The sequence below is a fragment of the Pseudomonas fluorescens genome (assembly GCF_000968015.1).
In the GTDB taxonomy this organism is placed as follows: Bacteria; Pseudomonadota; Gammaproteobacteria; order Pseudomonadales; family Pseudomonadaceae; genus Aquipseudomonas; species Aquipseudomonas fluorescens_W.
Genome location: NZ_LACH01000008.1, coordinates 115,529 through 140,524 on the forward strand (window position 1 = coordinate 115,529; position 24,996 = coordinate 140,524).

The 24,996-nt window shown below is 55.6% G+C and carries 20 protein-coding genes and 4 pseudogenes; 10 read left to right on the plus strand and 14 right to left on the minus strand.

The features are described 5' to 3' along the window. Positions 1 to 104: 104 nt before the first annotated feature. Together VD17_RS05480 and VD17_RS05485 are read left to right on the plus strand one after the other, a co-directional pair. Positions 105 to 1,007 (plus strand): LysR family transcriptional regulator, encoded by a 903-nt coding sequence (locus tag VD17_RS05480; protein WP_046053005.1) that lies wholly within the window; start codon positions 105 to 107, stop codon positions 1,005 to 1,007. A 105-nt stretch (positions 1,008 to 1,112) separates the two neighbouring features. Next, positions 1,113 to 2,102 (plus strand): zinc-dependent alcohol dehydrogenase family protein, encoded by a 990-nt coding sequence (locus VD17_RS05485; protein WP_046053006.1) that lies wholly within the window; start codon positions 1,113 to 1,115, stop codon positions 2,100 to 2,102. 176 nt (positions 2,103 to 2,278) lie between these two features. On the opposite strand, the gene VD17_RS05490 is transcribed toward VD17_RS05485, so the two are convergent. Next, positions 2,279 to 4,102, minus strand: coding sequence for an NAD(P)/FAD-dependent oxidoreductase (locus VD17_RS05490; RefSeq protein ID WP_080931967.1), 1,824 nt, complete (start codon positions 4,100 to 4,102; stop codon positions 2,279 to 2,281). A 242-nt stretch (positions 4,103 to 4,344) separates the two neighbouring features. Between VD17_RS05490 and VD17_RS05495 the strand changes: the two genes are divergently transcribed. From VD17_RS05495 to VD17_RS33020, 3 genes and pseudogenes are all read left to right on the plus strand, one after another. Next, on the plus strand, positions 4,345 to 6,240 hold the full coding sequence (locus VD17_RS05495; protein ID WP_046053007.1) for a sigma-54-dependent Fis family transcriptional regulator: 1,896 nt from the start codon (positions 4,345 to 4,347) through the stop codon (positions 6,238 to 6,240). Positions 6,241 to 6,610: 370 nt separating this feature from the next. Further along, positions 6,611 to 6,826 carry a hypothetical protein gene (locus VD17_RS05500; protein WP_046053008.1) on the plus strand — a complete coding sequence of 72 codons (216 nt, stop codon included), beginning with the start codon at positions 6,611 to 6,613 and terminating at the stop codon, positions 6,824 to 6,826. Positions 6,827 to 6,830: 4 nt separating this feature from the next. Continuing rightward, positions 6,831 to 6,905 (plus strand): annotated as a pseudogene (locus VD17_RS33020) (LysE family translocator); the annotation flags it as partial. 56 nt (positions 6,906 to 6,961) lie between these two features. Here VD17_RS33020 and VD17_RS05505 read toward each other — a convergent pair. The 3 genes and pseudogenes from VD17_RS05505 to VD17_RS33030 form a co-directional block, all read right to left on the minus strand. Further along, positions 6,962 to 7,273 (minus strand): hypothetical protein, encoded by a 312-nt coding sequence (locus VD17_RS05505; protein ID WP_080931968.1) that lies wholly within the window; start codon positions 7,271 to 7,273, stop codon positions 6,962 to 6,964. A gap of 515 nt (positions 7,274 to 7,788) precedes the next feature. Continuing rightward, positions 7,789 to 8,336: pseudogene (locus tag VD17_RS33025) on the minus strand (methyl-accepting chemotaxis protein). A 51-nt stretch (positions 8,337 to 8,387) separates the two neighbouring features. Further along, positions 8,388 to 9,104: pseudogene (locus tag VD17_RS33030) on the minus strand (PAS domain-containing protein); the annotation flags it as partial. A gap of 406 nt (positions 9,105 to 9,510) precedes the next feature. On the opposite strand from VD17_RS33030, the gene VD17_RS33035 reads away from it, so the two are divergent. After that, positions 9,511 to 9,690 (plus strand): hypothetical protein, encoded by a 180-nt coding sequence (locus tag VD17_RS33035; RefSeq protein WP_440130557.1) that lies wholly within the window; start codon positions 9,511 to 9,513, stop codon positions 9,688 to 9,690. Here the strand turns inward: VD17_RS33035 and VD17_RS05515 are convergent. The 7 genes and pseudogenes from VD17_RS05515 to VD17_RS05545 form a co-directional block, all read right to left on the minus strand. Continuing rightward, entirely contained in the window at positions 9,663 to 10,559 is an 897-nt protein-coding gene (locus VD17_RS05515; RefSeq protein ID WP_046053009.1) for a class I SAM-dependent methyltransferase, read from the minus strand. The genes VD17_RS33035 and VD17_RS05515 overlap by 28 nt on opposite strands. Before the next feature lie 75 nt (positions 10,560 to 10,634). Next, a complete protein-coding gene (locus tag VD17_RS05520; RefSeq protein ID WP_046053010.1) occupies positions 10,635 to 11,045 on the minus strand; it encodes a type II toxin-antitoxin system HicB family antitoxin in 411 nt (136 codons plus the stop codon). A gap of 2 nt (positions 11,046 to 11,047) precedes the next feature. Next, positions 11,048 to 11,137 (minus strand): annotated as a pseudogene (locus VD17_RS32945) (transposase domain-containing protein); the annotation flags it as partial. Positions 11,138 to 11,144: 7 nt separating this feature from the next. Further along, a complete protein-coding gene (locus tag VD17_RS05525) occupies positions 11,145 to 11,354 on the minus strand; it encodes a hypothetical protein (protein ID WP_046053011.1) in 210 nt (69 codons plus the stop codon). A 916-nt stretch (positions 11,355 to 12,270) separates the two neighbouring features. Continuing rightward, positions 12,271 to 13,530: a cation:dicarboxylate symporter family transporter gene (locus tag VD17_RS05535; RefSeq protein ID WP_046053012.1), complete on the minus strand. Its 1,260-nt coding sequence runs from the start codon at positions 13,528 to 13,530 to the stop codon at positions 12,271 to 12,273. Positions 13,531 to 13,623: 93 nt separating this feature from the next. Further along, positions 13,624 to 14,832, minus strand: a complete 1,209-nt coding sequence (locus VD17_RS05540) for a pyridoxal phosphate-dependent aminotransferase (RefSeq protein ID WP_080931970.1) — start codon at positions 14,830 to 14,832, stop codon at positions 13,624 to 13,626. Between the two features lie 11 nt (positions 14,833 to 14,843). Continuing rightward, positions 14,844 to 15,509: an RraA family protein gene (locus tag VD17_RS05545; RefSeq protein WP_046053013.1), complete on the minus strand. Its 666-nt coding sequence runs from the start codon at positions 15,507 to 15,509 to the stop codon at positions 14,844 to 14,846. 128 nt (positions 15,510 to 15,637) lie between these two features. On the opposite strand from VD17_RS05545, the gene VD17_RS05550 reads away from it, so the two are divergent. Next, positions 15,638 to 16,534: a LysR family transcriptional regulator gene (locus VD17_RS05550; protein WP_046053014.1), complete on the plus strand. Its 897-nt coding sequence runs from the start codon at positions 15,638 to 15,640 to the stop codon at positions 16,532 to 16,534. 103 nt (positions 16,535 to 16,637) lie between these two features. On the opposite strand, the gene VD17_RS05555 is transcribed toward VD17_RS05550, so the two are convergent. Beyond that, positions 16,638 to 16,913, minus strand: coding sequence for a hypothetical protein (locus VD17_RS05555; protein WP_046053099.1), 276 nt, complete (start codon positions 16,911 to 16,913; stop codon positions 16,638 to 16,640). 555 nt (positions 16,914 to 17,468) lie between these two features. Here VD17_RS05555 and treS point away from each other — a divergent pair. Beyond that, a complete protein-coding gene (gene treS / locus VD17_RS05560; protein ID WP_046053015.1) occupies positions 17,469 to 19,535 on the plus strand; it encodes a maltose alpha-D-glucosyltransferase in 2,067 nt (688 codons plus the stop codon). Between the two features lie 53 nt (positions 19,536 to 19,588). Here the strand turns inward: treS and VD17_RS05565 are convergent, their stop codons facing one another. Continuing rightward, positions 19,589 to 20,989 (minus strand): amino acid permease, encoded by a 1,401-nt coding sequence (locus VD17_RS05565; protein ID WP_046053016.1) that lies wholly within the window; start codon positions 20,987 to 20,989, stop codon positions 19,589 to 19,591. A gap of 78 nt (positions 20,990 to 21,067) precedes the next feature. Further along, on the minus strand, positions 21,068 to 22,360 hold the full coding sequence (locus tag VD17_RS05570) for an MFS transporter (protein WP_052962683.1): 1,293 nt from the start codon (positions 22,358 to 22,360) through the stop codon (positions 21,068 to 21,070). Between the two features lie 304 nt (positions 22,361 to 22,664). Here VD17_RS05570 and VD17_RS05575 point away from each other — a divergent pair, with 304 nt between their 5' ends. Both VD17_RS05575 and VD17_RS05580 read left to right on the plus strand, forming a co-directional pair. Further along, positions 22,665 to 23,792: an MFS transporter gene (locus VD17_RS05575; RefSeq protein ID WP_046053017.1), complete on the plus strand. Its 1,128-nt coding sequence runs from the start codon at positions 22,665 to 22,667 to the stop codon at positions 23,790 to 23,792. Positions 23,793 to 23,848: 56 nt separating this feature from the next. Beyond that, positions 23,849 to 24,949, plus strand: a complete 1,101-nt coding sequence (locus tag VD17_RS05580) for a LacI family DNA-binding transcriptional regulator (RefSeq protein WP_046053018.1) — start codon at positions 23,849 to 23,851, stop codon at positions 24,947 to 24,949. Positions 24,950 to 24,996 lie beyond the last annotated feature (47 nt).

Sequence of the window (24,996 nt, forward strand, 5' to 3'; positions counted from 1 at the left end):
GTGCTGGTGCTGGTGCTGGTGCTTTTTGCTTGCGGAGCCTCTATACCGTTATTGGCGGAGAAGAGGGGAGTAAGCTGTGATGATCCTTCGTCAGGTGCGTTTTAATGGACATCGTTCACTCGATGCAGGTTTTCGTCAGCGTCATGGAAACCGGCAGTTTTACCAAGGCAGCACAGGCCTTACACCTTCACCGGCCTGCTGTTTCCAAAACGATTCAGCTTTTGGAGCTGCAACTGGGAGGGCGATTGCTTAATCGAACAACTCGCCAGGTGAGCTTCACCCCTGAAGGTGAAGTGTTCTATAAACGGTGCAAAGCCATCTTGGCCGAGGTCGATGAGACCATGGCGTCATTCGGTAATCGTCCAGCACGTCTCACTGGAAAGCTGCGTGTAGATATGCCTGTCGCCCTGGGGAAGCTGCTTATCATCCCGTCGCTGATGGAGTTTCAAAGCCAATATCCAGGTATCGAATTGACCCTTGGCACGAGTGACAAGCCTATCGACATGATCGCAGAGGGAGTGGATTGTGTGGTGCGGTTGGGGCCCCTTGAAGACTCGAGCATGGTCGCTACCGGCATAGGTTTTCTACCGATGGTGACATGTGCTGCGCCGGCTTACCTTGAGCGCTTTGGAGAGCCCCGCACATTAGCCGACCTGGACACCCATCAAGCAGTCAATTATTTCTCCGGTACCCATCCACGGCCAATCGAATGGATCTTCGTCGTGGACGGGCAGGTGAAGACCATGCGCCTTAATTCGGGAATCAACGTGAATGATAGCGAAGCGTTCGTTGCGTCGGCACTGGCCGGGTTTGGACTGCTTCAAGCGCTTGAGTTAACGGTGCGAGAGCATCTAAAAGACGGTTCGCTTGTTCGAGCGCTGGACGGTTACCCGGTACCTTCCAAGCGGGTCTCTATTCTCTACCCCCACCGAGACCTATTGCCGCCAAAGGTCGAGGTCTTTGTGCAATGGCTGAAGGCTTTGATGGCCACACATAATCTGACCTAGACCGGATTGTTATTTTTGGGATAACAGTCTGTGTCTCTGGCCGGTCTTCTGGGCGGTGCAGTGACGGATTACCTTTGACGCTTTCCAGATACCGGGAGTTTACCCATGTCAAAAGTCGTCCGTTTCCACCGCGTAGGTGGCCCAAAAGTGCTGCAGATCGATGAAGTCGATGTACGTGAACCCGACGCCGGAGAGGTTCGAATCAAGGTGAAAGCTTTGGGGCTGAACCGCGCCGAGGCGATGTACCGTTCCGGCCAATACGGGTTCGTTCCTGAAATGCCTGCTGTCTTGGGTTATGAAGCAGCTGGCACCGTTGAAAGCATCGGAGAAGGTGTGACTGAGTACGCTGTAGGCGATGAAGTCAACGTCATCCCTGCGTTTTCCTTTGCGGATTACGGTATGTACGGCGAACTGGTCATTGCTCCGCTACACGCCGTTGTAAAGCAGCCTACTGGTATGACAGCAGTAGAGGGAGCAGCAACCTGGATGCAGTTTGTTACGGCATACGGCGCCCTTATCGACATTGGAAAACTCCAAAAAGGCGAAACTGTACTGATTCGCGCAGCCTCCAGTAGCGTCGGTTTAGCTGCCATTCAAATCGCAAATCTGGTGGGTGCGGTGCCTGTTGCATTCACCCGTACAAGTGAGAAGCGACAAGCTCTTCTGGATGCCGGTGCTACCCACGTGATCGCAACTGAAGAGCAGGATCTGGTCAATGAGATCAACCGCATTACTGATGGAAAGGGCGCTCGTATGGCGTTCGGCCCGGTCGGAGGAGCTGAGGTTGCAAACATTCTTCGCTCGCTGTCTACCCAGGGTATTTTCTTCCAGTACGGCGCTCTCGAAACCGGTGATATGAGCATTCCGGTATGGGAAGTACTCGGCAAGAGCCTGACTATTCGCGGATATCAGTTATTTGAGGTCACCCAAGAGCCTGAGCGTCTGAGTCGGGCCAAAGCCTTCATCACCAAGGGGCTTGAGGCTGGTGCGTTGCATCCGTTGATCGCCAAAACGTTCCCGCTAGCCCAGATTGTTGAGGCTCATCAGTACATGGAAACCAACACCCAAATCGGCAAAATCGTTATCGAAGTTTGACGCAACAATCGGTAAAACAAACGGTGATGCTCACCTCTCGTTGTCCTGAAGCGTTGGCGATTCCCAAGCACTCAATCGTTCAACAGAGTGTGAGCTACCAGCCATCAATCTCTACGAGTAGGCTGCATTCGGGACATTGTGGATAGGCGCCCAACCACGGTTGGGCGCCATTTGACTCAGCCAGTGTGGTGACTCTCGGCAAGGCCATAGACGGATGTGTCGATGCCTTCGAAGCGCGCTTTTATCTGCAGCGCCAGATACAGCGAATAATGCCGTGACTGATGCAGGTTGCCACCGTGGAACCAGAGGTTTTCCTGCTGTGTTGGCTTCCACATGTTCCGCAGTTCGCCCTCGTACGGGCCAGGATCATTCGTGGTTCCAGAACCCAAGCCCCAGCAGCGGCCGACCTTGTCAGCTACTTCCTGGGAAATCAGCTTCGCTGCCCAACCATTCATTGAGCCATAGCCCGTGGCGTAGACAATCAGATCTGCCGGTAGTCGGCTGCCATCGTTGAGTACGACGGCATCTGCTTCGATGCGTTCGACACCCAGGCCAGGCGCGCTCTTGAGCCTGATCGTGCCGTTAGCGATCAGTTCGCAGGCGCCGACGTCGATGTAGTAACCAGAACCACGGCGTACATACTTCATGAAAAGGCCAGACTCGTCGTCACCGAAATCTAGCATGAAGCCGGCCTTGGCCAAGCGCTCGTAGAAGTCCTTGTCGCGCTCCTTGATCGCGTCAAAGATGGGTTGATGAAAGCTTGGCATAACCTTGTAGGGGATCGAGGCGAACAGCATGTCAGCCTTGTCCGTGGTCAAACCCGTCTCCAGGGCTTCTTCAGAGTAGAGCCCGCCGAAGACGAGATCCATTAAACTGTCGGAACGCACGATGTGGGTGCTGGAGCGTTGCACCATGGTCACCTCGGCGCCGTTCTCCACCAAGTCGGCGCAGATATCGTGAGCCGAATTGTTCGCACCGATGACCACCGCGCGCTTGCCGCTCCAGGCGTCTCCGCCGGGATGGCGGCTGGAATGGTGCTGCTGGCCATTGAAAACCTCGGCACCCGGGTAACTGGGTACATTGGGTACGCCAGACATACCGGTGGCGAGGATCAACTGGGTAGGCTGTAAAGTCACACGCTCGCCCTCGCGCTGCACTTCAACCTTCCAGGTGCCACTTTGCTCGTCAAAGCTGGCGCTCACGCATTCCGTACGCGGCCAATAATTGAGCTCCATGACCTTGGTGTACATTTCCAGCCAGTCGCCAATCTGGTCTTTTGGAGTGAAGACTGGCCAGTGATCGGGGAAGGGCAAGTAAGGCATATGGTCGTACCAGACAGGGTCGTGCAGGCACAGCGACTTGTAGCGACCGCGCCACTGATCACCAGGACGCTCGGCCTTGTCGACGATCAGAGTTGGCACACCCATTCGCTTGAGCCGCGCAGCGAGCCCCAGTCCACCCTGGCCGCCCCCCACGATCAGGCAGTAAGGTTGGGTGGTGATGCCTAGCGAAGCTTCTTCATCGCGACGGCGCTCTAGCCAGTTGCGTTTGTCGGCGTGGGCGTGACCATGATTGGCACCCATTGGACGACGGCGGCCGCTGGGTTCTTCAAAGCCTTTGAGCTCGCGCATGGTCGTCAACAGCGTCCAGCACAGGCCCTCCTTTAGACGCACGTAGCCTTTACCTCGCGCCGCATCGGTTTCCAGGCTGATCCAACCTTCGAGCACACCGTCATTCAGCGTCGCCTCACCTTCCAGTTTCCATCGCTCAGGACGAGTCTGGTCGAGGCGTGTTTCGAGCATGTCTCGGATGGCAGGCTTGCCTTCCAAGGTCACTAAGTTCCAGCTGAAAAGTAGTAGGTCACGCCAGTGACACTCTTCGGCAAACAGTTCCAGTACGCCGTTCAAATTACGTTGGGCGAGACGCTCGCCGAGGTTTTCGATCCAAGCAGCGAGCTGAGCAGTTGGCGTGTGCAGAGGCGTTTCGACAGCGATGTTCATGGGGCTTCTCCCGATCTTGTTGTTTTGTACAACTTGCCCAGAGCAAGGCTCGGGCCACCTTCTCGAAAGCCCCATTGCAGAGCTGCTGCGGCAGTATTGCTCAGGCTTGGATTCAGATCTCTGTCACGATTCTGGAAAGGGTGGATGACAGAGTGTCACTCGGTGCAAAAAGCGCTCGTTGCGATCTTTTCATATAAGCTGCGAACAGACCCGTGTCCTAACCGTAACGGAGAACAAGAACAATGAAGCCGGCCTTGATCAACGCCCATGCACAACAAGTGCTGCAAGCCGTGCAGGACACTCACGCCAACCATGGCCCTATTGTTGACCGTGCCATCACACGATCTTGGCGTCGGTGCCTGGATCAGTATCAGCTCGATCCTGCCAGTCGCCGCGCACCGAACGTGGTTGAGCATCCACGCTTGCAGGATCACCGCGCGCCACTGGAACACATCATCGCTGTGGCGCACTGGCAGATGAGCAACTTGCACCAACAACTCGGACGTGATGGTCACGTGGTGCTACTCACCGATGCTCGCGGTGTGGCGATCGACAGTGTGTTTAACGAATCCGAACGAGCCGAATTTCAGCGTTCCGGGCTGTGGCTCGGCTCGGTATGGAGTGAAGATTGCGAAGGCACCAACGGTGTCGGCACCTGCCTGGTCGAGCGGGCGCACGTAACCATCCGTCGTGATGAGCATTTCCGTGGCAAGCACGTCGGTCTTACCTGTTCGGCGAGCCCGATATTTGATGCGAGTGGAGAGTTGCTAGCTGTCCTCAACCTCTCTTCTGTAAGGGATGACCACAGCCTTCAGCAACACTTCCAGGCCATGGCATTGACCAACCTATCGGCCAAGTTAATAGAGAGCTGTTTTTTCTTGGGGCATGATCCGCAGCGTTATTTGCTGCGCTTCCACCCTGAGGCAGGCTTCGTTGGACTGCTGGGTGAAGGTCTGCTCAGTTTCGACGAGGGTGCCCGTATTTGCTCAGTCAATCATGCAGCGCTGGATCTGTTGGGCCTCAGCCGTGATCAAGTGATCGGCCAGTCTCTAACAGCGCTGTTGGAAACACCTATTGAGCAGGTGATGAGCCAGGCCAGCTCTCAGCCGAGTGTCTGTTGGCCAGTGCGGCTGCTGGACGGACGCCAGTTCTACGGGCAACTGCGAGAACCTGCGCACCAGGCGCCTTTAGTCATTCCAGCGACCCCCAAAATCAACGATGTGCACGTGTGCTTGGAAGACCCACGTCTGCAACGCGGCTTTGCTCGCGCATTACGTGTTTTGGAGCGTGACGTTCCGGTGTTTTTACAGGGCGAAACCGGTACTGGAAAAGAAGCTTTTGCTGCGGCGCTGCACCGCGCCAGCTCCCGAGCGACCCAGCCGTTTGTGGCGATCAATTGCGCAGCCATTCCAGAAGCGCTTATCGAAAGCGAGCTGTTCGGCTATCGCGGCGGCAGCTTCACCGGTGCACGTAAAGACGGGATGATCGGTAAGCTGGAACAGGCCCACGGCGGCATACTATTTCTTGATGAGATCGCCGATATGCCGCTGGCTTTGCAGACTCGCCTGCTACGCGTGTTGGAGGAACGTCAGGTGGTGCCCTTAGGCGGCGCGACGGCACGTCCGCTCGATGTTCGCCTCATCAGTGCCAGCCACCAGGATCTGCATGCCTGTGTGGCCGAAGGGCGCTTGCGCGAGGATCTGTTCTACCGCGTTGCCGGATTCGCCGTGCAGCTCCCACCGCTGCGTGAACGATCAGACAAGGGGCGTTTGCTCGACCTATTGCTGCGCGAGGAAGCAGCAGGGGGCAGGATTCGGCTAGAGGTGGGCGTCAGAGAGCGCCTGCTGACGCAGCCTTGGCCGGGCAATGTCCGGCAGCTGCGTACGTGCCTGCGCACCTTGGTAGCGTTGGCATTGGAGGGGCGTGTCACTCTGGACGATTTGGCGGAGTTACTGCCGGCAGTGCCAGCTACAGTGTCGCTGGCCGAAAATCCGCTAGGCGTATCCGAGCGGCAGACGCTGCTCACATTGATTGAGGCGGAACACTGGCATATCGCCCATGTTGCCGCTCGCCTAGGGATCAGCCGCAATACGCTCTATCGCAAACTGCGTCATCACGGTATTTCACGACCCGGTTGAATGCAGAATGACACCGTCGTGTTTCCTGCCTCTGTGGACTTGGACTGAGGGTAGATACGACATGTGTTCTCGACCTTATCGGTTGACTGGAGAGGGAAGGGCTCGCTTAAGCTTCGTTACGTGCCTCAGTCAGCGGTAAATCCTGATGTTGATTGTTGTAATCGCTCATTCGGGCAAGGCCCGGCTTGATGGTAGCGCTTTAGATTCATCATGGATCGGCGCTACAAACGTAATCGACGCCTCATGGGGCGCCCCTCCAGCTAGCGTCAATTCAGCCGGAGCCGGTAGTTCAAGCCAGTTCGTGCCGCTGAAATACTGACGCAACATTTCGGCCATATGATTCGCGTCACTTAAATCCAGGGAGTTGGAGATGAATCGACCATCAAGAAGCATGCGCAAACTGCTGGACGCCGTTGCCACTAACAATGAGGTAGCGGCGCTCGATATGATGCGCGCAGCAGAGCAACTCCAAGACGAAGTGCTACGCCAGCGGTTGCTCAACATGATTCACCGACTCAACCAGGACGCTATTGACTTGCGAATGGCGCGTGACGATATCCAGGGCGGAGCCATAAAGCTCGCGTGATCGGTCTCGGTGGGTCAGCCGGGTAGTTGGGTCGACGTTCATCTGCTTCGGAGCAGCCATCCTGACCATGCGTCGGTAGGCTGCATAAGAGGAGGGCGGCTGGGTGCCGATTACCGCAGCACAGGCGCCAACACATCACCACTGGTTTGATGCAGAGCCTGCCTCTTTCAAGCCAGGGTAATCATCGAGCGCAAGGCTAGGCTTACCCTCGTCCATCGGCTCGCGCACTGATTTATGTATCACTCCGGCTTCAGCATCCGCACGCATCTGATCGAGCTCCCTGTGAAATGCCTTGTCCTGTACCGTGGGTTTACTGGTGTATGGCTTTCGATCGGGTTCAGGCTGTGCTGCATAAGTCGTAACCGCGTCAGGGTCGTGCTGTAGCTTTTCTTGTACTTGCGATTCGAGCATCGCACGTAGCGCGTCTTTGTCGGGCCGAGTCAGCAATTTGTCACTCCTATTTGGAAACCAGGCACCCAGTAATCAACTGGGGCAGTTGGTGAAAATCAAATCAATCGTGTCGAAAATTTGGTTGCAGATTCAGCCAAGGGTTCAGGTCGAAGAGAGAACGCGGATCATCAATTTCATCCAGCACGCAGCAGATGGCCAATCATCATTTGTCATTGATCATGAACTTGATCCAGTCGAGACGGCTCGGTGGGCTTGTTTGAATTAGACTTATACGCACCTGCCGACGGTGCGGGCGGGGGAGGCCGGGGCTTTGGTCACATCATGGCACTCGGTTGGATTACTCTACGTGGGATGCCTACACCTAGCATTGAAACGCCATGGACTTTCGCTTGATGCAGCCAAACTTCAATACCAGAGGCCGTCCAACAAACCAGAGTATGTTGGACGGCTTTCTATGAGGGAGTCACCTGCCATTTCCAAGAAACGACTGCACCCAAATCAGAAGTCGATTGCACGTCTGGAGATGGCTTCCAGCAAACCGAACGCCACTTTCACTGACCACGCTCATTGGCAAGCATGCTCACCGCCTGCACCGCATCGCTGGCTCCATCGCGAATCTGCTGGATCACTGCGCCAGCCTGATCCGCCAAATCGACACCTTTGGTCGCCCGTTCACGAGTGCCGCCCATGCTCTTGATCGCGAGCTGAGTTTCGTTCTGGATCATGTTAACCATCTCGGAAATCTCCATCGTCGAGCCACTGGTACGTGAGGCTAGCTGGCGAACTTCATCAGCCACCACCGCAAATCCACGACCCTGCTCACCCGCTCGGCGGCTTCAATAGCTGCGTTCAAAGCCAGTAGGTTGGTCTGATCGGCAATCCCGCGAATAGTCTTGACGATGGCGGTGATCTGCTCCGAGCGCTCTCCGAGCCGGGCGATGATGACTGATGAATCCTCAATATTAGCGGCAATCCCCCGCATTTCACTCGCTGCTTGCTGGATAACGCCCGTGCCATGTTCGGCAGCTTTACGCGTCTCGACGGAGATGTGATACGCCTGGCTAGCGCTCTGAGTGTCCTGCTTATGCTTCTCAACCATTGCGGTGACGTCCGAGGCAAATTTCACCACTTTGCTTAACTGCCCGCTGGCGTCATACACCGGGTTGTAGCTCGCTTCCAACCACAAAGTTTGCCCGCGTTTGCCGACCCGTTCAAATTGCCCGTTGAAAAACTCACCTTGATTCAGTCGTCGCCAGAAGTCCTGGTATTCGCTACTGTTCGCGAGTGCCGGCTTGCAGAACAGTCTATGGTGCTGGCCCTTGAGTTCGGCCAAGCTGTAGCCGACCAGACCCAAGAAGTTCTGGTTGGCATCAACAATACTGCCGTCCAGGTTGAACTCGATAATCCCCATGGCCCGGTCGAGGGCTTGTAACTTGCCTTCGGATTGACTCTCGTGCTGTACCTTTAAAGTGACGTCAAGCGCATATTTGACCACCTTTACCACGTTGCCCTGCTCGTCCTTGATCGGGTTGTAGCTGGCTTCCAGCCAAACGGGCTGACCATTAGCATCTATTCGTTCAAAAGTTCCTGATTCGAACTGGCCGCTTTTGAGGCGCCGCCAGAAGTCTTGGTACTCGCTACTACGAGCATAGTCTGGCGGACAAAACTGTCGGTGCGGCTGGCCGAGCACCTGCTCCGAGCGATATCCCATGGTTTTCAGAAAGTTCTCATTCGCTACTAGAACGATGCCATTCAGGTCGAATTCGATTACCGCCATGGAGCGGTTGATGGCTTCAAGTCGGCTGGCTTGATAGGCGATGGTTTGGTTTAGAGCGCTGATATTTTTTTTATAGGAGTTAAACAGCATGATGTCAGTAGCCCTTAAAAGGGTGAATCGTGGCAGTCAGTCCTAATTTTTATGATTGCTCACCGTAGCCCATTGGCCATTGGTCTAATTGCGCAATGCCGATATCCCTGCTGGCGATTCCAGACTGCTAGATCCCATGCGTTAATTCAACAGATGAAACGTAGGGTTAATATCAAGCGCGGTGGCACCACAGACGTTGGATTAGGAAATGCTGGTGCGTCTGCATTGATGGGTGGGCGCTGTACGTCCTGCATCACACTTTTATCGAGAGGGTGGCACTTATTTGGGAGCAACCAATTGCCAAAAATTGCCGTCCACTTTGGGCAAGCACATAAGGGGGGCGGTTGGGTAATCAGATGCCGTTCACTTTCAGCAGCAAGAATCTTTAGATTTTTATCAGTGGCTGATAAGTCAGAATCCCAATTCCGTCGAGTTGATCGAAACGAAGTGCGATAACCATCGCCAATTGAAAGAATGGAAGCGGCATGCAGCGGTTTCCGCTGCGAGTACGTTAATGCTAGCGAGACCGTCGGCACGCGGGTCAACTTGGCATCGGCGTCAACAGCTCCGGGTGAGTAGTAGGTAGATCACATTGCGATAGGGGTCGAAATACAAGCAGGAATGTGGTGATGAGTCCGCAGGTATGAACGCCCTCATCTGTTCGCGCGTCCTGAGCACGAGCTCCCAGTCCATGAAAGCTTCCATGTAGCCCCGCCCCCAGTTGTCCGGTGTAAAGTTTGCGATCAGGAGTTTACCTCCTGGATTCAGTTTACCCATCAGCCAAGCTGTAAGCGCCATTGCCTGGGCGCGATTTAGGTAGTCATAGATGCCAATACTGTAGATGAAGTCGAATCCATCGTAATCATCACTTTCAGGCAGCTTCTTGACATTGCACTGCCACTTGATGATTTCCGAGCAAGTTAGAGTGGCAAGCTTCAGCGTCTCTAAGTCATTATCAAATGCGACGAAGCGCTGGATCCGCAGTCGGGTCTCGGGTTTGAGAAGCTCCAGTTCTCGGCAGTGGCCACAAGCCACGCTCATGATAGAAAGCGTTTCCCGATGGGATGCCAGCCGCTCAATCAAGCCTGCGATGTGCTCACGGCGCCAGCGTACGCTCAGTGCATTTGGGCTTGAGGTGACAACCTCGAATATTAATTTTCCGATCGCGCTGGCGTCGGGAGGCGGATTCTGAAAGTAGGCGTAATCCAGCATTACAGCATCCCCTGGGTAGCCTCTGGGCTTTTCGAAAGCTCGTGAGGTGTAGGGGTCTTCCTGGAGTAGTTGAAAAATCGGATGCTCACGACATTGATCGACTATGTCGTCCTGCCAGAGCGTGTCGGGCAAACTTTGGCGGTATTCCGTCAGCAGTTCGGTCATGCAAGTGATGGCGTGCATATGGTCGCCACCGAGAATTTCTTGCTGGAAAATATCAAGTTCGCTAATCAGGCCTCTCATCATCAACCTCCGTTGCGCCGCAAAGTAGGTGAGCCACTGTCATAGATTAGTAGAACCAGTGCGGTGCAGTACCTCTCACGGAGAGAGGCGCAAGTCAAAAGCTTTCAAAGCCACTTCTAATTGTTCAATTTTCGATGTGTGCAAAAAGTCCACTAAGCGATCACCCTGGGCCTGGTATACGCCGAGCAACCGGCACAAGTCAGCCTTGCGCATATCTCGCTCCATCATGGCGTTCCATAGCGCGATCTTCGCCGCGGTTACCGCTGGCAAGCGGACTACATGCTCACCAGCCTCTGGCACAGATGCTACTGGTATGACTCGTCGCTGATCGACGTAAATGGATAGGGTTGTCTCGATCGCGTCCAGGGCTTCGCTGATTGCGCTCTCCCGATCATCGCCATAGCTGTTCAGTTCTGGAAGGTCGCGGCAGAACATGGCAAGTCCTGGAGCACTGTCTTCCTCGAAGCGGATTGCATAGTCGTACATGGTCACTCCTCGGAGGTCATCGCGGTAATTTCACTCTCGCGCTGCGTCGGTAGGCGAGTGAGAACGTCCTTCAGGTAGGCATACGGGTCATGGGGTAGATCATTCCGGTGCCATTAGCACCGCTAGCGTCATGGTGATGAACTCCTCATTTTTGCTGATCGTTTCCAGCGCACCACACACGTTGCCTCCAACCTTGCCCGATCCACGCTGCACGACCCATAGCGTGAGCTCCATGATGGCGGCCTCAAGGGCAAGCTGGTTTTGATTGATTTTGAAGAGTAGGGAAGGGAGCAGGTCTGCATTTGGCATCGCGATTCCTCCGTGGAAGGGGTCAGCGTAGCAGCAGGAGACTCTTCAGAAATAGATGGCCTTTCCAGTAAATAGAAGTGCGGGGTAGCGCATCACTTAAGCCTTTTTGCGATGCTGCCAACCGCTATAGGCCCGCTCGTGCTTCTCATCGGAAACTGTCGACGTTCATTTGCTGTGGTGGCTTATAGCCGCTAATAGTAAAGGGGTACTTGGAGAGGGCGTGAAGATGATTTCGAGATTTGTTGTTGTCCCTGCAATCCCAACGGAAACGGGATCAATGCGTAACGGATCGCGCTTCTACTGCCAGACCGCACCTATAGGCTTCAACCTCTATGACAATGAGGAGAAGCTTCGGCTGAAGACTACCTATCAGACCCGAGAAGAAGCCGAGGGAGAGTGTCAGCAGCTTAACCTTGAGCGGCTTCAAAGCATCCTTTCGGAACGGGAATCCGTGACTGCACTATAGGCATTCACTCCCGCATAGTCATCAGGCGCCCGGTTTCCGAAACGAGTGGATCAGGAGCTCGCGCAAGCACGACTTACACCACTCTGACGTGGATGCTCGGCATTCAGGCGCGAACAAACAACATCTGCCTCTACCCTGATCTTGAACACACCATGCTTGCTAGCTGAGCCTCCCTCGACAAGATCAACGACCCTGTATCGCTTACTGCCATCTTCCATTTCTGTGGTCTCGATGACCCTGAATCTTGGATGCAATGTGCGTTCCCTGCTAAAGAATGGTGGTCTAGAAGTACCGGTAAGATTCCATGATTTCAACAACTGTGCAGGACTGAGCTGAGACAATTTATGTCAGCGAGTCGGGTTTGCCACGTGGTGCGCTGTCGAACTTGGGGTCTGTAAAAGCTGCCCTTGGCACTAATGTCACCAGTGCCCAGGGCAGGATTTCTTAAGCTCAGGCTGGTGTAGCCTTCAGACAATGCGCAGCCCGGCCCTCCCATTTGGCGATTACCAACGGAGCCAACGCGTTGCCAAGTACGTTCAGGGCAGTCGTCGGCATTTCCATCAGTCGGTAGACCCCGGCAATGAATGCAATGCCTTCTAAGGGCAGACCGGCGCTGGCCAGCGTGGCTGACAAAATCACGAACATGAACCCCGGTACACCAGCAGCCCCCTTGGATGTCAGAACCATGGTGACCACCAGCAAAGCCTGATCACCAAAGCTCAGATCGATGCCATATAGCTGTGCTACGAACAAGGTGCCGATGCCGAGGAACAGCGAAGCGCCGTCAAGGTTAAAGGAGTAACCCACCGGCACCACGAAACTGACCAGTGACGGTGGCACGCCGTAGGTTTCGAGCTTTTTCATCAACTGCGGCATCACCGCTGCCGAACTCGCACTGGAGAAAGCCAGAATCAGTTCGTCCTTGATATGCCGCATCAGGGCGAACAGGTTGATTCCGCACAGCCGTGCTACCAGGTTGAGCACTACCAGGACGAAGAAAGCAATCGCCACGTAACTGACCATGATCAGCTTGGCCAATGGCAACAAAGAGCTGAAACCAAAGTTGGCCACGGTCACGGAAATCATGCCGAATACGCCAATGGGCGAGTAGGCCATGATCATCGACGTCACCTTGAACATCGCTTCAGATACGCCACGCAGTAGCGCAATCAACGGCTCTTTGCGTTCATTGCTCAGCTTGGAAACGCCCAGGCCGAACATCACGGCAAAGAACAGCACCGAGAGTAAACTGCCCTGAGCCATTGCATTGATCACATTGTCCGGGATGATCCCAACGATGATCTGACCCAGACTATGACCGGCGCCATTGCTGGTTGGCAGGGTAATGGCGGCGGCTTTGAGACTCGCCAGATCGGTGCCGGAACCCGGCTTGAGCAAGTTGCCGATCACTAGACCGACGATGATCGCCAGGGTGGTGATGCTGAAGAAATACGTCAGCGACTTGACCCCGATGCGGCCTAGGGATTTACCGTCACCGTGACCGGCAATGCCCACCACCATGCATGAAAACACAATAGGCACGACGATCATCTTCATCAGCTTGATGAAAATGTCGCCGGCCGGTTGCAGTAAGTTGTCGACCAGCCAGGGACGGGACTCAGGAAAACGGTGCAGCAGGGCGCCGATGGCGATGCCGGCGAGCAGGCCAATCATGATTTGCCATACCAGCGCGATACGGGGCTTGTGCATGGGGATGCCTCATTTGATGACAATGATTATGAGTGTTGTTCTAGGCAGTCAATGAGCAGCCGTCCGGTGGCTGTCGGGTGTCGCGAATTTCCATCAGCGCAATCGTTGGCACGCTTCTTTGAGGCGACGGCAGCCTTCTTCGATTACGTCTAGAGAGCTGGCAAATGAAAGGCGGATGTAGGGCGACATGCCGTAAGCCGCGCCGCTGACAGTGGCCAGTCCGTACTCCTTGAGCAGATAGCTAACCAGCTGTGAATCACTATGAAGGGGGTCGCCGTTTTCGGTGGTTTTGCCCATCAGGCCTCTGACGTTGGCGAACACATAAAACGCCCCGTCTGGTGGGGTAACACTCAAGCCGTTGATTGTTTGCAACAACTCCAGCATTCGGTCGCGGCGTTGCTGATACACCTCGCGCATACCAGCAATCGGTGCTTGATCTCCTGCGAACGCGGCCACCGCAGCGGCCTGACTCACCGAGCTCGGACAGGTCGTGGTCTGAGACAACAATTTGCCGATAGCTCCAATCAACCATGCAGGGCCGGCACCAAACCCGAGTCGCCAACCGGTCATGGCATAACCCTTGGACGCGCCGTTAACGATCAGCGTGCGAAGCTTGAGATCGGGGGCAAGCCGGGTTAGCGACACATGCACGGCGTCGCCGTATACGAACTGTTCGTAGATTTCGTCGGCCATGATCAGCAGGTGAGGGTGCCTGCGCAGCACTGCAGCAAGCGCCAGCAGTTCGGATTCGTTGTATACCGCGCCACTCGGGTTGTTTGGTGTGTTGAGAATCACCCATTTACTGCGTGGCGTGATGGCCTGCTCCAAAGCCTCGGGTGAGAGCTTGAAACCGTTGGTTTCGTCGCCAGGGATGATCACCGGTGTGGCGTCGTTCAGTCGGGCGATGTCCGGGTAAGAAACCCAGTACGGAGTATGCACGATGACCTCATCACCCAAGTTTAAGGTCGCGGCCAGGGCGTGATAAATGATGTGCTTGCCACCGCAACCGGCGATCACTTCGTCCAGGGCATAATGCAAACCGTTGTCGCGCTCAAGTTTCAGGCAGATCGCCTGACGCAAAGCCAGTGTTCCGTTGGTGGCTGTGTAATGGGTGTCACCGCTGTGCATCGCGGTACTGGCAGCTCGGAGAATATGCTCCGGGGTGTCGAAGTCCGGCTCACCTAAAGTGAAGTTAACGATGTCCCGGCCTTGAGCCCGTAACTCAGTCACCAATGCGTTGGCAGCAATACTCGGCGAAGGCTCGATGCCCAGCACCCGATTAGACAAAAATGCAGTGCTCATGATTTTCCCCCTCAATCGGCCAGGCCAGCCTGTTGCAAGACCTTGTCCATCCAGCTTTGGCGGACAGCACCGGTAGCTATTTCGGCCTTTACTTCTTCTTCGTGGGCTGCGTGTTGCGCGGCGCGGCGCAGCACTTCGCCGGCATCAGCCTGGGAGAACGCCACCAGCCCGTCTTCATCGCCGACCAGCAGATCACCCGGCTCGATCAACATGCCACCAATTGAAACCGGTACGTTTATCTCGCCGGGGCCGCTTTTGTACGGGCCACAGTGCACAACGCTACGGGCGTAGCAGGGGGTGTCCTCGAAACTGGCGACATCGCGAACTGCACCGTCGATGACGAAACCGACGCATCCACGCTGCTGGGCGTAAAGCTTGACCAACTCGCCGATCACCGCGTTGTTGGTGTCGCCCTGAGCATCCACCACCAGCACGTGACCGGGTTGCAACATGCTCATGGCTTTGTAGATCAGCAGGTTGTCGCCGGGGCGGGTTTTAACGGTGAGGGCAGTACCGACTAATTTTCCTCTGCGGTTGAAGCGGGTCAGCCCGCGAGCGCCGATGTGCCGGCCGAGGTTGTCGCTGATGTGCGGGGTGACCACGTGGGCAAGCGCTTCGAGCACTTCGGCAGCGGCTAGCGGCGGATTGGGAAGAATGCGTGAACCGGGCAAGGACATGGCTGATGTCCGAAAGAATGAGGTAGCAGCCGGTTAGGGCTGTGGCTCGATCTTAGGAGTGATAAAGAAACAGTTTTAGCGATATTTTATTATGAAGTAGTATCGCTTTTTTTCATGTGGATTTCTTGATGATCACCTTCAAGCAAATTGACGCGTTGTACTGGATTGCCGAGTTGGGCAGCTTTGAAGCAGCAGCGAACAAGCTGAACATGTCGCAGTCGGCTATTTCCAAGCGCATCCAGGAGCTGGAAGAAACCTTCGACGTGGAGATTTTCGACCGCAGCAAGCGCAACGCTCGGTTGACCGAAAAGGGCGGGGAACTGCTGGATTACGCCAAGGACTTGCTGGAGCGTCGCGACTATTTGCTGGAACGCGTAAGTGCCCGTGAAGTCTTGGTGCGAAGGTTTCGACTCGGTGTCACCGAACTGACTGCGCTGACCTGGTTGCCAGCGCTGGTAGAGGCGCTGCGACAAGCTTATCCAAAGGTGCAAATCGAGCCTTCGGTGGAACTGAGCAGTGAGCTGTTTCGAAAACTGGAAAACGATCAGCTTGATCTGGTCATCGTTCCAGACGTTTACAACGATGCTCGATTCGTAAGTACGCCACTGAAAAGCGTTGAGAATGCCTGGATGTGTGCTCCGAGCCTAATCTCCGATCCTGACCCTGTGAGCCTCGATGTCTTGGCCGGGTGCACGGTGCTGACCCAAGGTTCACAGTCAGGCACTGGCTTGATCTACGAACGATGGTTGGCCTCTCATAACGTGCAGATGCCCAAAACCATCACCAGTCACAACTTACTGGTGCAGGTAGGGCTAACTTTGTCCGGGGTGGGGGTGAGTTACCTGCCTAAGGCCTGTCTGTCCCACTTGATCGACCGAGGTGCGTTGCGAGCATTGGTCACGACTCCAGGATTACCACGGATCCGTTATGCCGCGCTTCATCGTACAGACCGCCAGTTTGGACTGAATCAGAACGTGGCGCAGTTGGCACTGCAGTGCTGTGATTTTTCTCGACTGCTGTTGTAGGGAATCCCATGGCTACATAGCATTGGCTGATCTATACCACTGTGTTTCGCAGAGGCTTAGGTAGAAAACGAGCCTGAGATTACCGTATGACAGGCATGCGAAATCACCATTGAATTGATGCGGAGCTTGCCTTTCTTAATCCCGGGTAATCGTCAAGGGCAAGATTAGGCTTGTCGTCTTCAACCGCGTCGGATTCCGGTTTACGAATCACTCCGGCTTCAGCATCCGCACGCATCTGCTCGAGCTCCTTGTGAAATGCCTTGTCTTGAACCGTGGGCTTGGTGGTGTATGGCTTTCGTTCGGGTTCAGGCTGTGCTGCATAAGTCGTAACCGCGTCAGGGTCATGCTGTAGCTTTTCTTGAACTTGCGATTCGAGCATCGCACGTAGCAAGTCTTTGTCGGGCCGAGTTAGCAATTTGTCACTCCTATTAGGAAACCAGGCACCCAGTATTCGACTGGGCCAGTGGTCGGTTGGATAACATTCAATCGATCGTGTTGAAAATGTGGGCTGCAGATACAACCACAGGATTTCAGGTCGAAGAGAAGAAGCGGATCATCAAGTTCTTCCAACACGGCGAACATGTCAAATTGGGTACATGCCTGGGATGATTTCGTAGTCGACAGAAACGTAGGTAGTGAGGGAGTACAAAGCTACACTCTCGTTACGATTTTTCCAGCGTGCTGATAATGGGTGTCGGCCTCTACGTGGGTATCCCTGGCTGAAAAGTACCCGTTGTTGAAATACGTGCCGGTACCTTGGAAATGTCAGTGCGCTGCGTTGGGCCTCTTGGCATTTACGTAACCCATTGCGCATCGCAAGCGTCCTGCTGACTCGATGCAACGAATGCCACGTCATGGCCTCATATAAAAACGAGCGGCGCCTTTGGTGGAGAGGGGCGAGTGCGGTTTTTTCATTACAGAGGTGATTGTTTCCATGACGGCAGCTGAGAAAAATCATGTCGACTGGCTGGTCGAACAATCGATGCTTCATGCAGCAAAACAGCGGGCCAAGCTCTACTCGGGGCAAGGTCGATTGTGGCAACAGCCTTACGCCCATACCCGGCCCCGTGATGCTTCGGCCCTGGCGTCGGTGTGGTTCACCGCGTACCCGGCGTCCATTGTCACTCGCGAAGATGGCAGCGTGCTGGAGGCCCTGGGGGATGAAACCTTATGGCACGCGTTGTCGAGAATCGGTATCCAGGGTATTCACAATGGCCCGTTGAAAAGGTCTGGCGGCCTTTCGGGCACGGAACACACGCCGACGATTGACGGCAACTTTGACCGCATCAGTTTCGACATCGACCCGCAATTGGGCACCGAGGCTCAGCTTCAGGCGCTGGTGCGCATGGCCGCCGCGCACAATGCGGTCATCATCGACGATGTGATCCCGTCGCACACCGGTAAAGGCGCGGATTTTCGCCTTGCCGAGATGGCGTATGAAGACTATCCGGGGCTCTACCATATGGTGGAGATCCGCGAAGAAGACTGGCCGCTCCTGCCCGACATTACCGAGGGACGCGATGCGCAGAACCTGACCTCGCAGCAGGTAGACGTTCTGCGAGACAAGCATTACATCGTCGGTCAGTTGCAACGGGTGATCTTCTTCGAGCCAGGGGTCAAGGAAACCGATTGGAGTGCGACACCGATCGTGATGGGGGTCGACGGCAAGCCGCGACGTTGGGTTTACCTGCATTACTTCAAGGAGGGGCAACCGTCGCTGAACTGGCTTGACCCGACTTTTGCCGCTCAGCAGATGATCATCGGAGATGCGCTACATGCCATCGACGTCATGGGGGCGAAAATTCTGCGTCTGGACGCCAACGGCTTCCTCGGCGTGGAACGCAAAATCGATGGCACCGCCTGGTCCGAGAGCCATCCGTTGTCGATCACTGGCAACCAACTGCTGGGCGGGGCGATTCGCAAGGCCGGTGGCTTCAGTTTCCAAGAGTTGAACCTGACGGTCGACGACATTGCCGCCATGTCCCATGGCGGCGCCGACCTGTCCTATGACTTCATCACCCGACCGGCCTACCAACACGCCTTACTGATGGGCGACACCGAATTTTTGCGCTTGATGCTGCGTCAGATGCACAACCTCGGCATCGATCCGGGCTCGCTGATCCATGCCTTGCAGAACCATGATGAATTGACCCTGGAACTGGTGCATTTCTGGACGCTGCACGCTCACGACACCTACCTCTATCAGGGCCAAACCTTTCCCGGCAACATCTTGCGCGAGCACATTCGCGAGCAGATGTACGAGCGCCTGGCGGGAGAACATGCTCCCTACAATCTGAAATTCGTCACCAATGGCGTGTCCTGCACCACCACCAGCATCATTACGGCGGCTCTGGGCATTCGTGACCTCGAGGCGATAACCTCAGCGGATATTCAGCAGATCCGCCAGGTCCATCTGTTGTTGGTGATGTACAACGCCATGCAACCCGGCGTGTTCGCATTGTCTGGCTGGGACCTGGTTGGCGCGTTGCCATTGCCTGCGGAACAAGTCGAGCATTTGATGGGCGACGGTGACACACGCTGGATTCATCGCGGTGCCTATGATCTGGTGGACCTCAACCCGCAGGCATCGATGTCGGCGGGGCGGATACCACGTCCGAAGACTTTGTATGGCAGCCTGCCGAGCCAACTGAAGGATTCGGATTCGTTCGTCTCACAACTGCGCAAAATTCTCGCTGCGCGCCGCGCCTACGACATCGCCGCCAGTCGCCAGATCCTGGTGCCGGATGTCGAGCATCCGGGGTTGCTGATCATGGTCCATGAACTGCCGGCCGGCAAAGGTACGCAAATCACCGCGCTGAACTTCGGCTCGACTCCGATCACCGAAACTCTGCATCTGCCCAATATCGCACCGGGGCCGGTGGTCGACATCATCAATGAACGAGTCGAAGGTGATCTTACGCCTGAGGGCGAGTTCACCATTACGCTGGATGCGTATGAGGGGTTGGCACTGCGGGTGGTGAGTAGCTCACCTATGATCTAGGAACCTGTAGGGGAAATCGAAGTGGTTGATCGCTCAACCACCTCGACGGTACTTCAACCTCGGCTCATCACCGTTGCGTCACCAGCATCGCGCCGCTGTAGGTACACACCGATCACGACCAACATCAATGACAAGACAGCGGAAACCCCCAATTCCATTTGATGCCCCGGGACGAAAGCCATAAGGCCCAGGAACACCAGAATAAAGGCGATGGTGATGTAAGAAAGCACCGGGAAGAAGGGCACCTTTACCAGCAGTTTTTCTCCACTCGCAATGGCACGCTTGCGAAGAATGACGTGGCTGATCGCAATCACCAGATACATAACCAACGCAATTGTGCCAATCGTCGCAATCAGTGGCACCAGAACGGCTTGCGGCAGGGTGTAGTTAGCGACCAGCAGAATCAACGATGCTGCACTGGAGTAAAAAATCGAGATCCGTGGCACACCGTTATGTGTCGTTTTAGCCCATGATCGCGGAGCGTCACCTCGTGAAGCGAGGGAGTAACCCATCCGTGAGGCGGTGAAGATTGCAGAGTTCAAGGTGCTGGCGACGCCAACCAGGATGACGGTCTGGACAATCGTCGCCGCAGCGGGAATGTTCATCGCTTCCAGCGTTGCCTGGAAAGAACCGTTCGCCAGCGCCGGGGCGTTCCAGGCAACCAGGCTCACGATCACGAAAATTGAGCCGAAGTAGAAAATCACCATCCGCCAGACAACCGATCGTATGGCTTTGCGAATGCTGGTACGCGGATCCGGGGATTCGGCGGCGGCAATGGTGACGATCTCCATGCCGGTGAAGCTGAACATCGCCAGTACCAGCGCGGCGAGTATGCCCTTGCCGCCCGTAGGGGCGAAGCCACCATCAATCCAGAGGTGGCTCACACCGCTGGTTGTGGAGCCAGGTAATAATCCGAAGATCGCAGCGAGGCCCAGCGCGATGAAGGCCAAGATAGTGATGACCTTGAACAGCGAGAACCAGTACTCCAGGGTGCCAAAGTTCTTGACGCTGAGGATGTTGGTGGCCGTCAGCAAAGCGATCATGACGGCGCCCACCCACATTGACGGTACACCCAGCCAGCCGCCGAGGATGTCCGAGGCGACGATGGCCTCAAGCGGGATGACCAGCACATAGAACCACCAATACAACCATCCGATAGAGAAGCCGGCCCAGCGTCCCAATGCCTGTTGAGCGTAAGTTGAGAATGAGCCCGTATCCGGATTGGCGGTCGCCAGTTCTCCCAACATGGTCATAACCAAAATGACCATGACCGCGGCGATAGCGAACGAGACAAGGACTGCCGGGCCAGCGGCGGAAATAGCGCTGGCCGATCCGACGAAAAAGCCGGCGCCGATCACACCGCCAATCGAGATCATGGTGATCTGCCGGCTGTTAAGGCCTTTTGAAAGTTTGCCGCCAACAGGCGGAGTCTCCTGCGTGTTGTAAGTGCTCATTGGTATAGATCCCCCGATTTTATTGTTGTCAGAACCCCGGACGAGATGAGTCGCCAGTTTCTTTTCGCTGCTGCACGTTTAGAGAACATTTTTTTTTAATGAGGCGTTGTTGCTGCGTGCAAGGCGTTGTTTATCGGTCGAAGCTGTTTTGGGTGTTCGCGTCAGCAATGGGCCGAGCGTTGCCAGCAAGCCCAGCATGATCAACGGGAAAAACATCAGCCTGCCCAGGCCAAAGTTGCTGACAATCACCGTGATGGCGGCCGGCCCCACAAGCATCCCGGAGAACCCGATACAGTTAACGATGCCGATGTTGCGACCCGCATGTTGTGGGTCGCGGCGTCCGGCGGCAGAAATCATCAGGGGGGCGATGCAGGACAGTCCGAGGCCGAACAGTGCGAAGCCGAAGATGCCGGTCACTGCGGTGCCACCGACAATGGTGATGATCATGCCGAGGACACACAGCGTCCCGCAGCCGAAAACCACCTGTGAATTACCGAACGCGGCAGCCAACCGGTCACCAAAAAGACGCCCGACAAAGGCTGCACCAACGAAGACGGAGACTGCCATGCCGGCTGTCGAGGTCGTTGTCGAGAACTCACGCCGAATGTATTCCTGGCCCCAGTCGGCAATCGCGTTTTCTCCCATCATGCTGCCTAGCAACAGGGTACCGAGCGCAATCATGACCAGTAACGTTTTGGTCGATGGGCCTTTGCCTGACTCATCTGTCGAGCGGGCGCCTGTGTGCCAGTCGCTGGATGACGACTCGGGAACATCATGCTTGCCGAGCAGCCATCGGCTGAAAAAACAGCCCACGATAAATAGCGCCACGCCAAGTACGGTGTAGGGCACTTGCACGCTGTCGGTGTAGAAACCGGTCAGCCAACTGCACACCATCCCCAGCAGAAAGCCGCCCAGTGAATAAAACGCGTGGAAGCCAGACATGATCGAGCGCTGGTAGAAGCGTTCGACTTGAACACCATGCGCATTCAACGCGGTATCCAGCGCGCCTCGCAGTAGACCGAGCACAACACCGAAGCACAACGCGAACCAGAAATTACTGACGAAACCCAGCGGAATAATGGAGAGGGGATACGCGAGTGCGCACACCGTGATGACTGGCTTTGCACCGAAAGTGTCCAACAAGCGGCCAACCCACAGCGCACCCGTTGCCGAACCCACACCAACCCCGAGTGCGACTAAACCGAAGTTCGCATCTCCCAACTCGCCGGTAAAGCCCAGTTGCGCTCTGAAGACACTGACACCTGTCGACCAGATGTACATCATGGCGCCAATCATCATGAAGCCCAGGAAAGTCGCGATGCGCGCCTTGCGAATGCGATCGGGGATCTGTGTTCTTTGAATGTTGTTAATCACGCTGCATTGTCCCTTTTGTTTTTTTTGGGGTGTTCATGCAATTGGAAGGTTATGTGGTTAGGGTTATACGTATAACTTTATAAAAGTAACATTGGCAACAGACTGGCTGTCAATCCTTTTCGATTTTGTGGCCAGTGCGTGCAGATTCGAATCTCAAGTCCTACTGGGCGTGGTTGTCCTGCTTTTCGTTGTCCTGTTGGCCTATTTTATTGTTTTGAGTTATACGTATAACCTTAATGAATCGAACACAGAGGTTTGCGTGTCGTCTCAAGAATTGGTATTGCCGTGTGCCACACCTGATATGGCCGCCTACCGGCTGACATTTCTGATGTCAGGCCTTTGCATGGGCGCATGGGCACCTCTGGTTCCTTATGCACGTAGTCGAGCAGGGGTCGACGACGGTGCGTTAGGCCTGCTGTTGCTATGCCTCGGCCTGGGCTCACTGGTGATGATGCCGCTTGCCGGCATTCTGAACGCCAGGAAAGGTTGCCGCTTCACCATGCACGTCGGTATCGCACTGGTATTACTGACATTGCCGATGCTAGCGACGACGCATTCATTTGCAGGCTTGATGTTTGCCTTGACAGTTTTCGGCGCTGGGTGCGGATCAGTCGACGTGACGATGAACGTACAAGGGGTGATGGTGGAGCGCGCGACGGGCCGTTCACTCATGTCAGGCTTTCATGGATTGTTCAGCCTGGGAACGATTGTCAGTGCGGCGGGTATGACCATCTTGTTATGGCTCGGCGCTACGCCTTTGCTGGCGAGCAGCGCGGTGTTGGCGGCACTGGTCGCTTTCGCCCTGACCGCCGGGCGGCAAATGTTGGGGCGCAGCGGCGATGAAGGCAGCCCGATATTTGTCCGGCCCACGCGAAAAGTCTTGTTGTTGGGCTTGCTCTGTCTGTTCGCCTTTCTCGCGGAAGGGGCGATTCTTGACTGGAGCGCGGTGTTTCTCGCGGAGGTACGTGGAGTTCAGCATTCGATTGCCGGCCTGGGCTACGCGGCGTTCGCCGTGATGATGGCCTTGGGACGATTGAGTGGCGACCGGATTCTGCTGAAGCTTGGTTCGCGCGTGGTGCTCATCGGTGGCGGCCTTATTGTCATACTGGGTTTCATGATGGTTGTGCTGGCGACGAACTGGCTCCTAAACCTGGTGGGGTTCGCCGTCATAGGTATTGGTTTGGCGAACATTGCTCCGGTTTACTTATCGCTGGCAGGTGCCCAACAGACGATGCCGGGTGAGTTGGCGATTGCCGCGGCAACCAGTCTCGGTTACCTCGGCATCTTGATGGGTCCGGCAGTCATTGGACTCTTCGCTCACGCGACCAGTCTGTCTGCGGCGCTGCTCGCAGTCGCTTCATTAATGATCGCGATCATGGTCAGTGCTACTCGACTGGTTCCGAAGGCTTCCCGTCAACGGTTACACTGAGTGCATGTTTTTTCACGGACCTCGTATGAGGTTTCAAAAAGATTGGGAAGCAAGCGATGGCATCCGTTTCAATGAAAGATGTAGCACTGGCGGCGGGGGTGTCTCAGCCTGCGGTGTCGTACGCTTACAATCGCCCCTCCAAATTGTCGCAAGCCCAGCGTGAGCACATCCTTGAGGTGGCCGCCTCATTGGGCTACCCGGGACCCAATGTTCTGGGACGAAGCCTTCGCTCGGGCAAGATCGGGGCGATCGGGCTGATGATGATGGACAAATTGTCCCTGGCGTTCGCCGATCCCTGCACCATCGCCTTATTGCGCGGGATCAGTGAAGTAGGGGAGCTGGAAAATGTCGCGCTGACGTTGTTTCCACTCAATAACAACCGGCTCGTCGGTCGTGCGCAGGCGGCGAATCACGGCAGCCTTGCTCTTCGCGGGCTGGTGGACGGTTTGATTATCTCAACCTTGCCTGATGATCACCCAGCCGTATTGGCCGTGGTGAAACAGAACATTCCGTTTGTGGTGATCGATTCCCCACTGGTGGAAGACTCATTTTTTGTCGGGATTGATGATCGCGGTGCCGCCCGTACGCAGATGCAACACCTGCTGGACCTGGGGCATCGCAAAATAGGCATCATCATTGACCGTCTGAACCCCGACGGTTATCGCGGCCCGATTGATCAGCAGCGATTCAAAAGCGCCAGTGAGCGCATTGTGAGAGAGCGGCTGACCGGGTACGTGGAAGCGGCGAGTGTGGCCGGCCTGGCCTTCGAGGACCTGAGCATTATCGAGGCCGGTGGACTTGATTCGACGGCGGGGCAAGCGGCCGCCTTCACGCTGCTGACGTCCAACGACGTCACGGCGGTGGTTGCCTGCTCGGATGTGATGGCGATCGCCTGCATGAAAACGGCTCACGCGCTCAATCGCAATGTCCCGCAAACCCTTTCCGTAATTGGCTTTGACGATATTCCTGAGGCGGTTCAGCTCGGTTTGACCACGATTGGCCAGCCCATGGTGGAGAAGGGCGTTTACGCCGCAAGAATGCTGACCGAACAACTGAATGCGCCAGCCGGCACCCGGCTCGAACCCGAGCAGAAGATTTTCGCCACGAAATTGATTGTGCGCACATCGACGCTCAATGTGCAGGCAGCAGACGCTTAAGAACTCGCAGGGCTGCGGCGTAAAGTACGCCGCAGCCATTCTTCAGG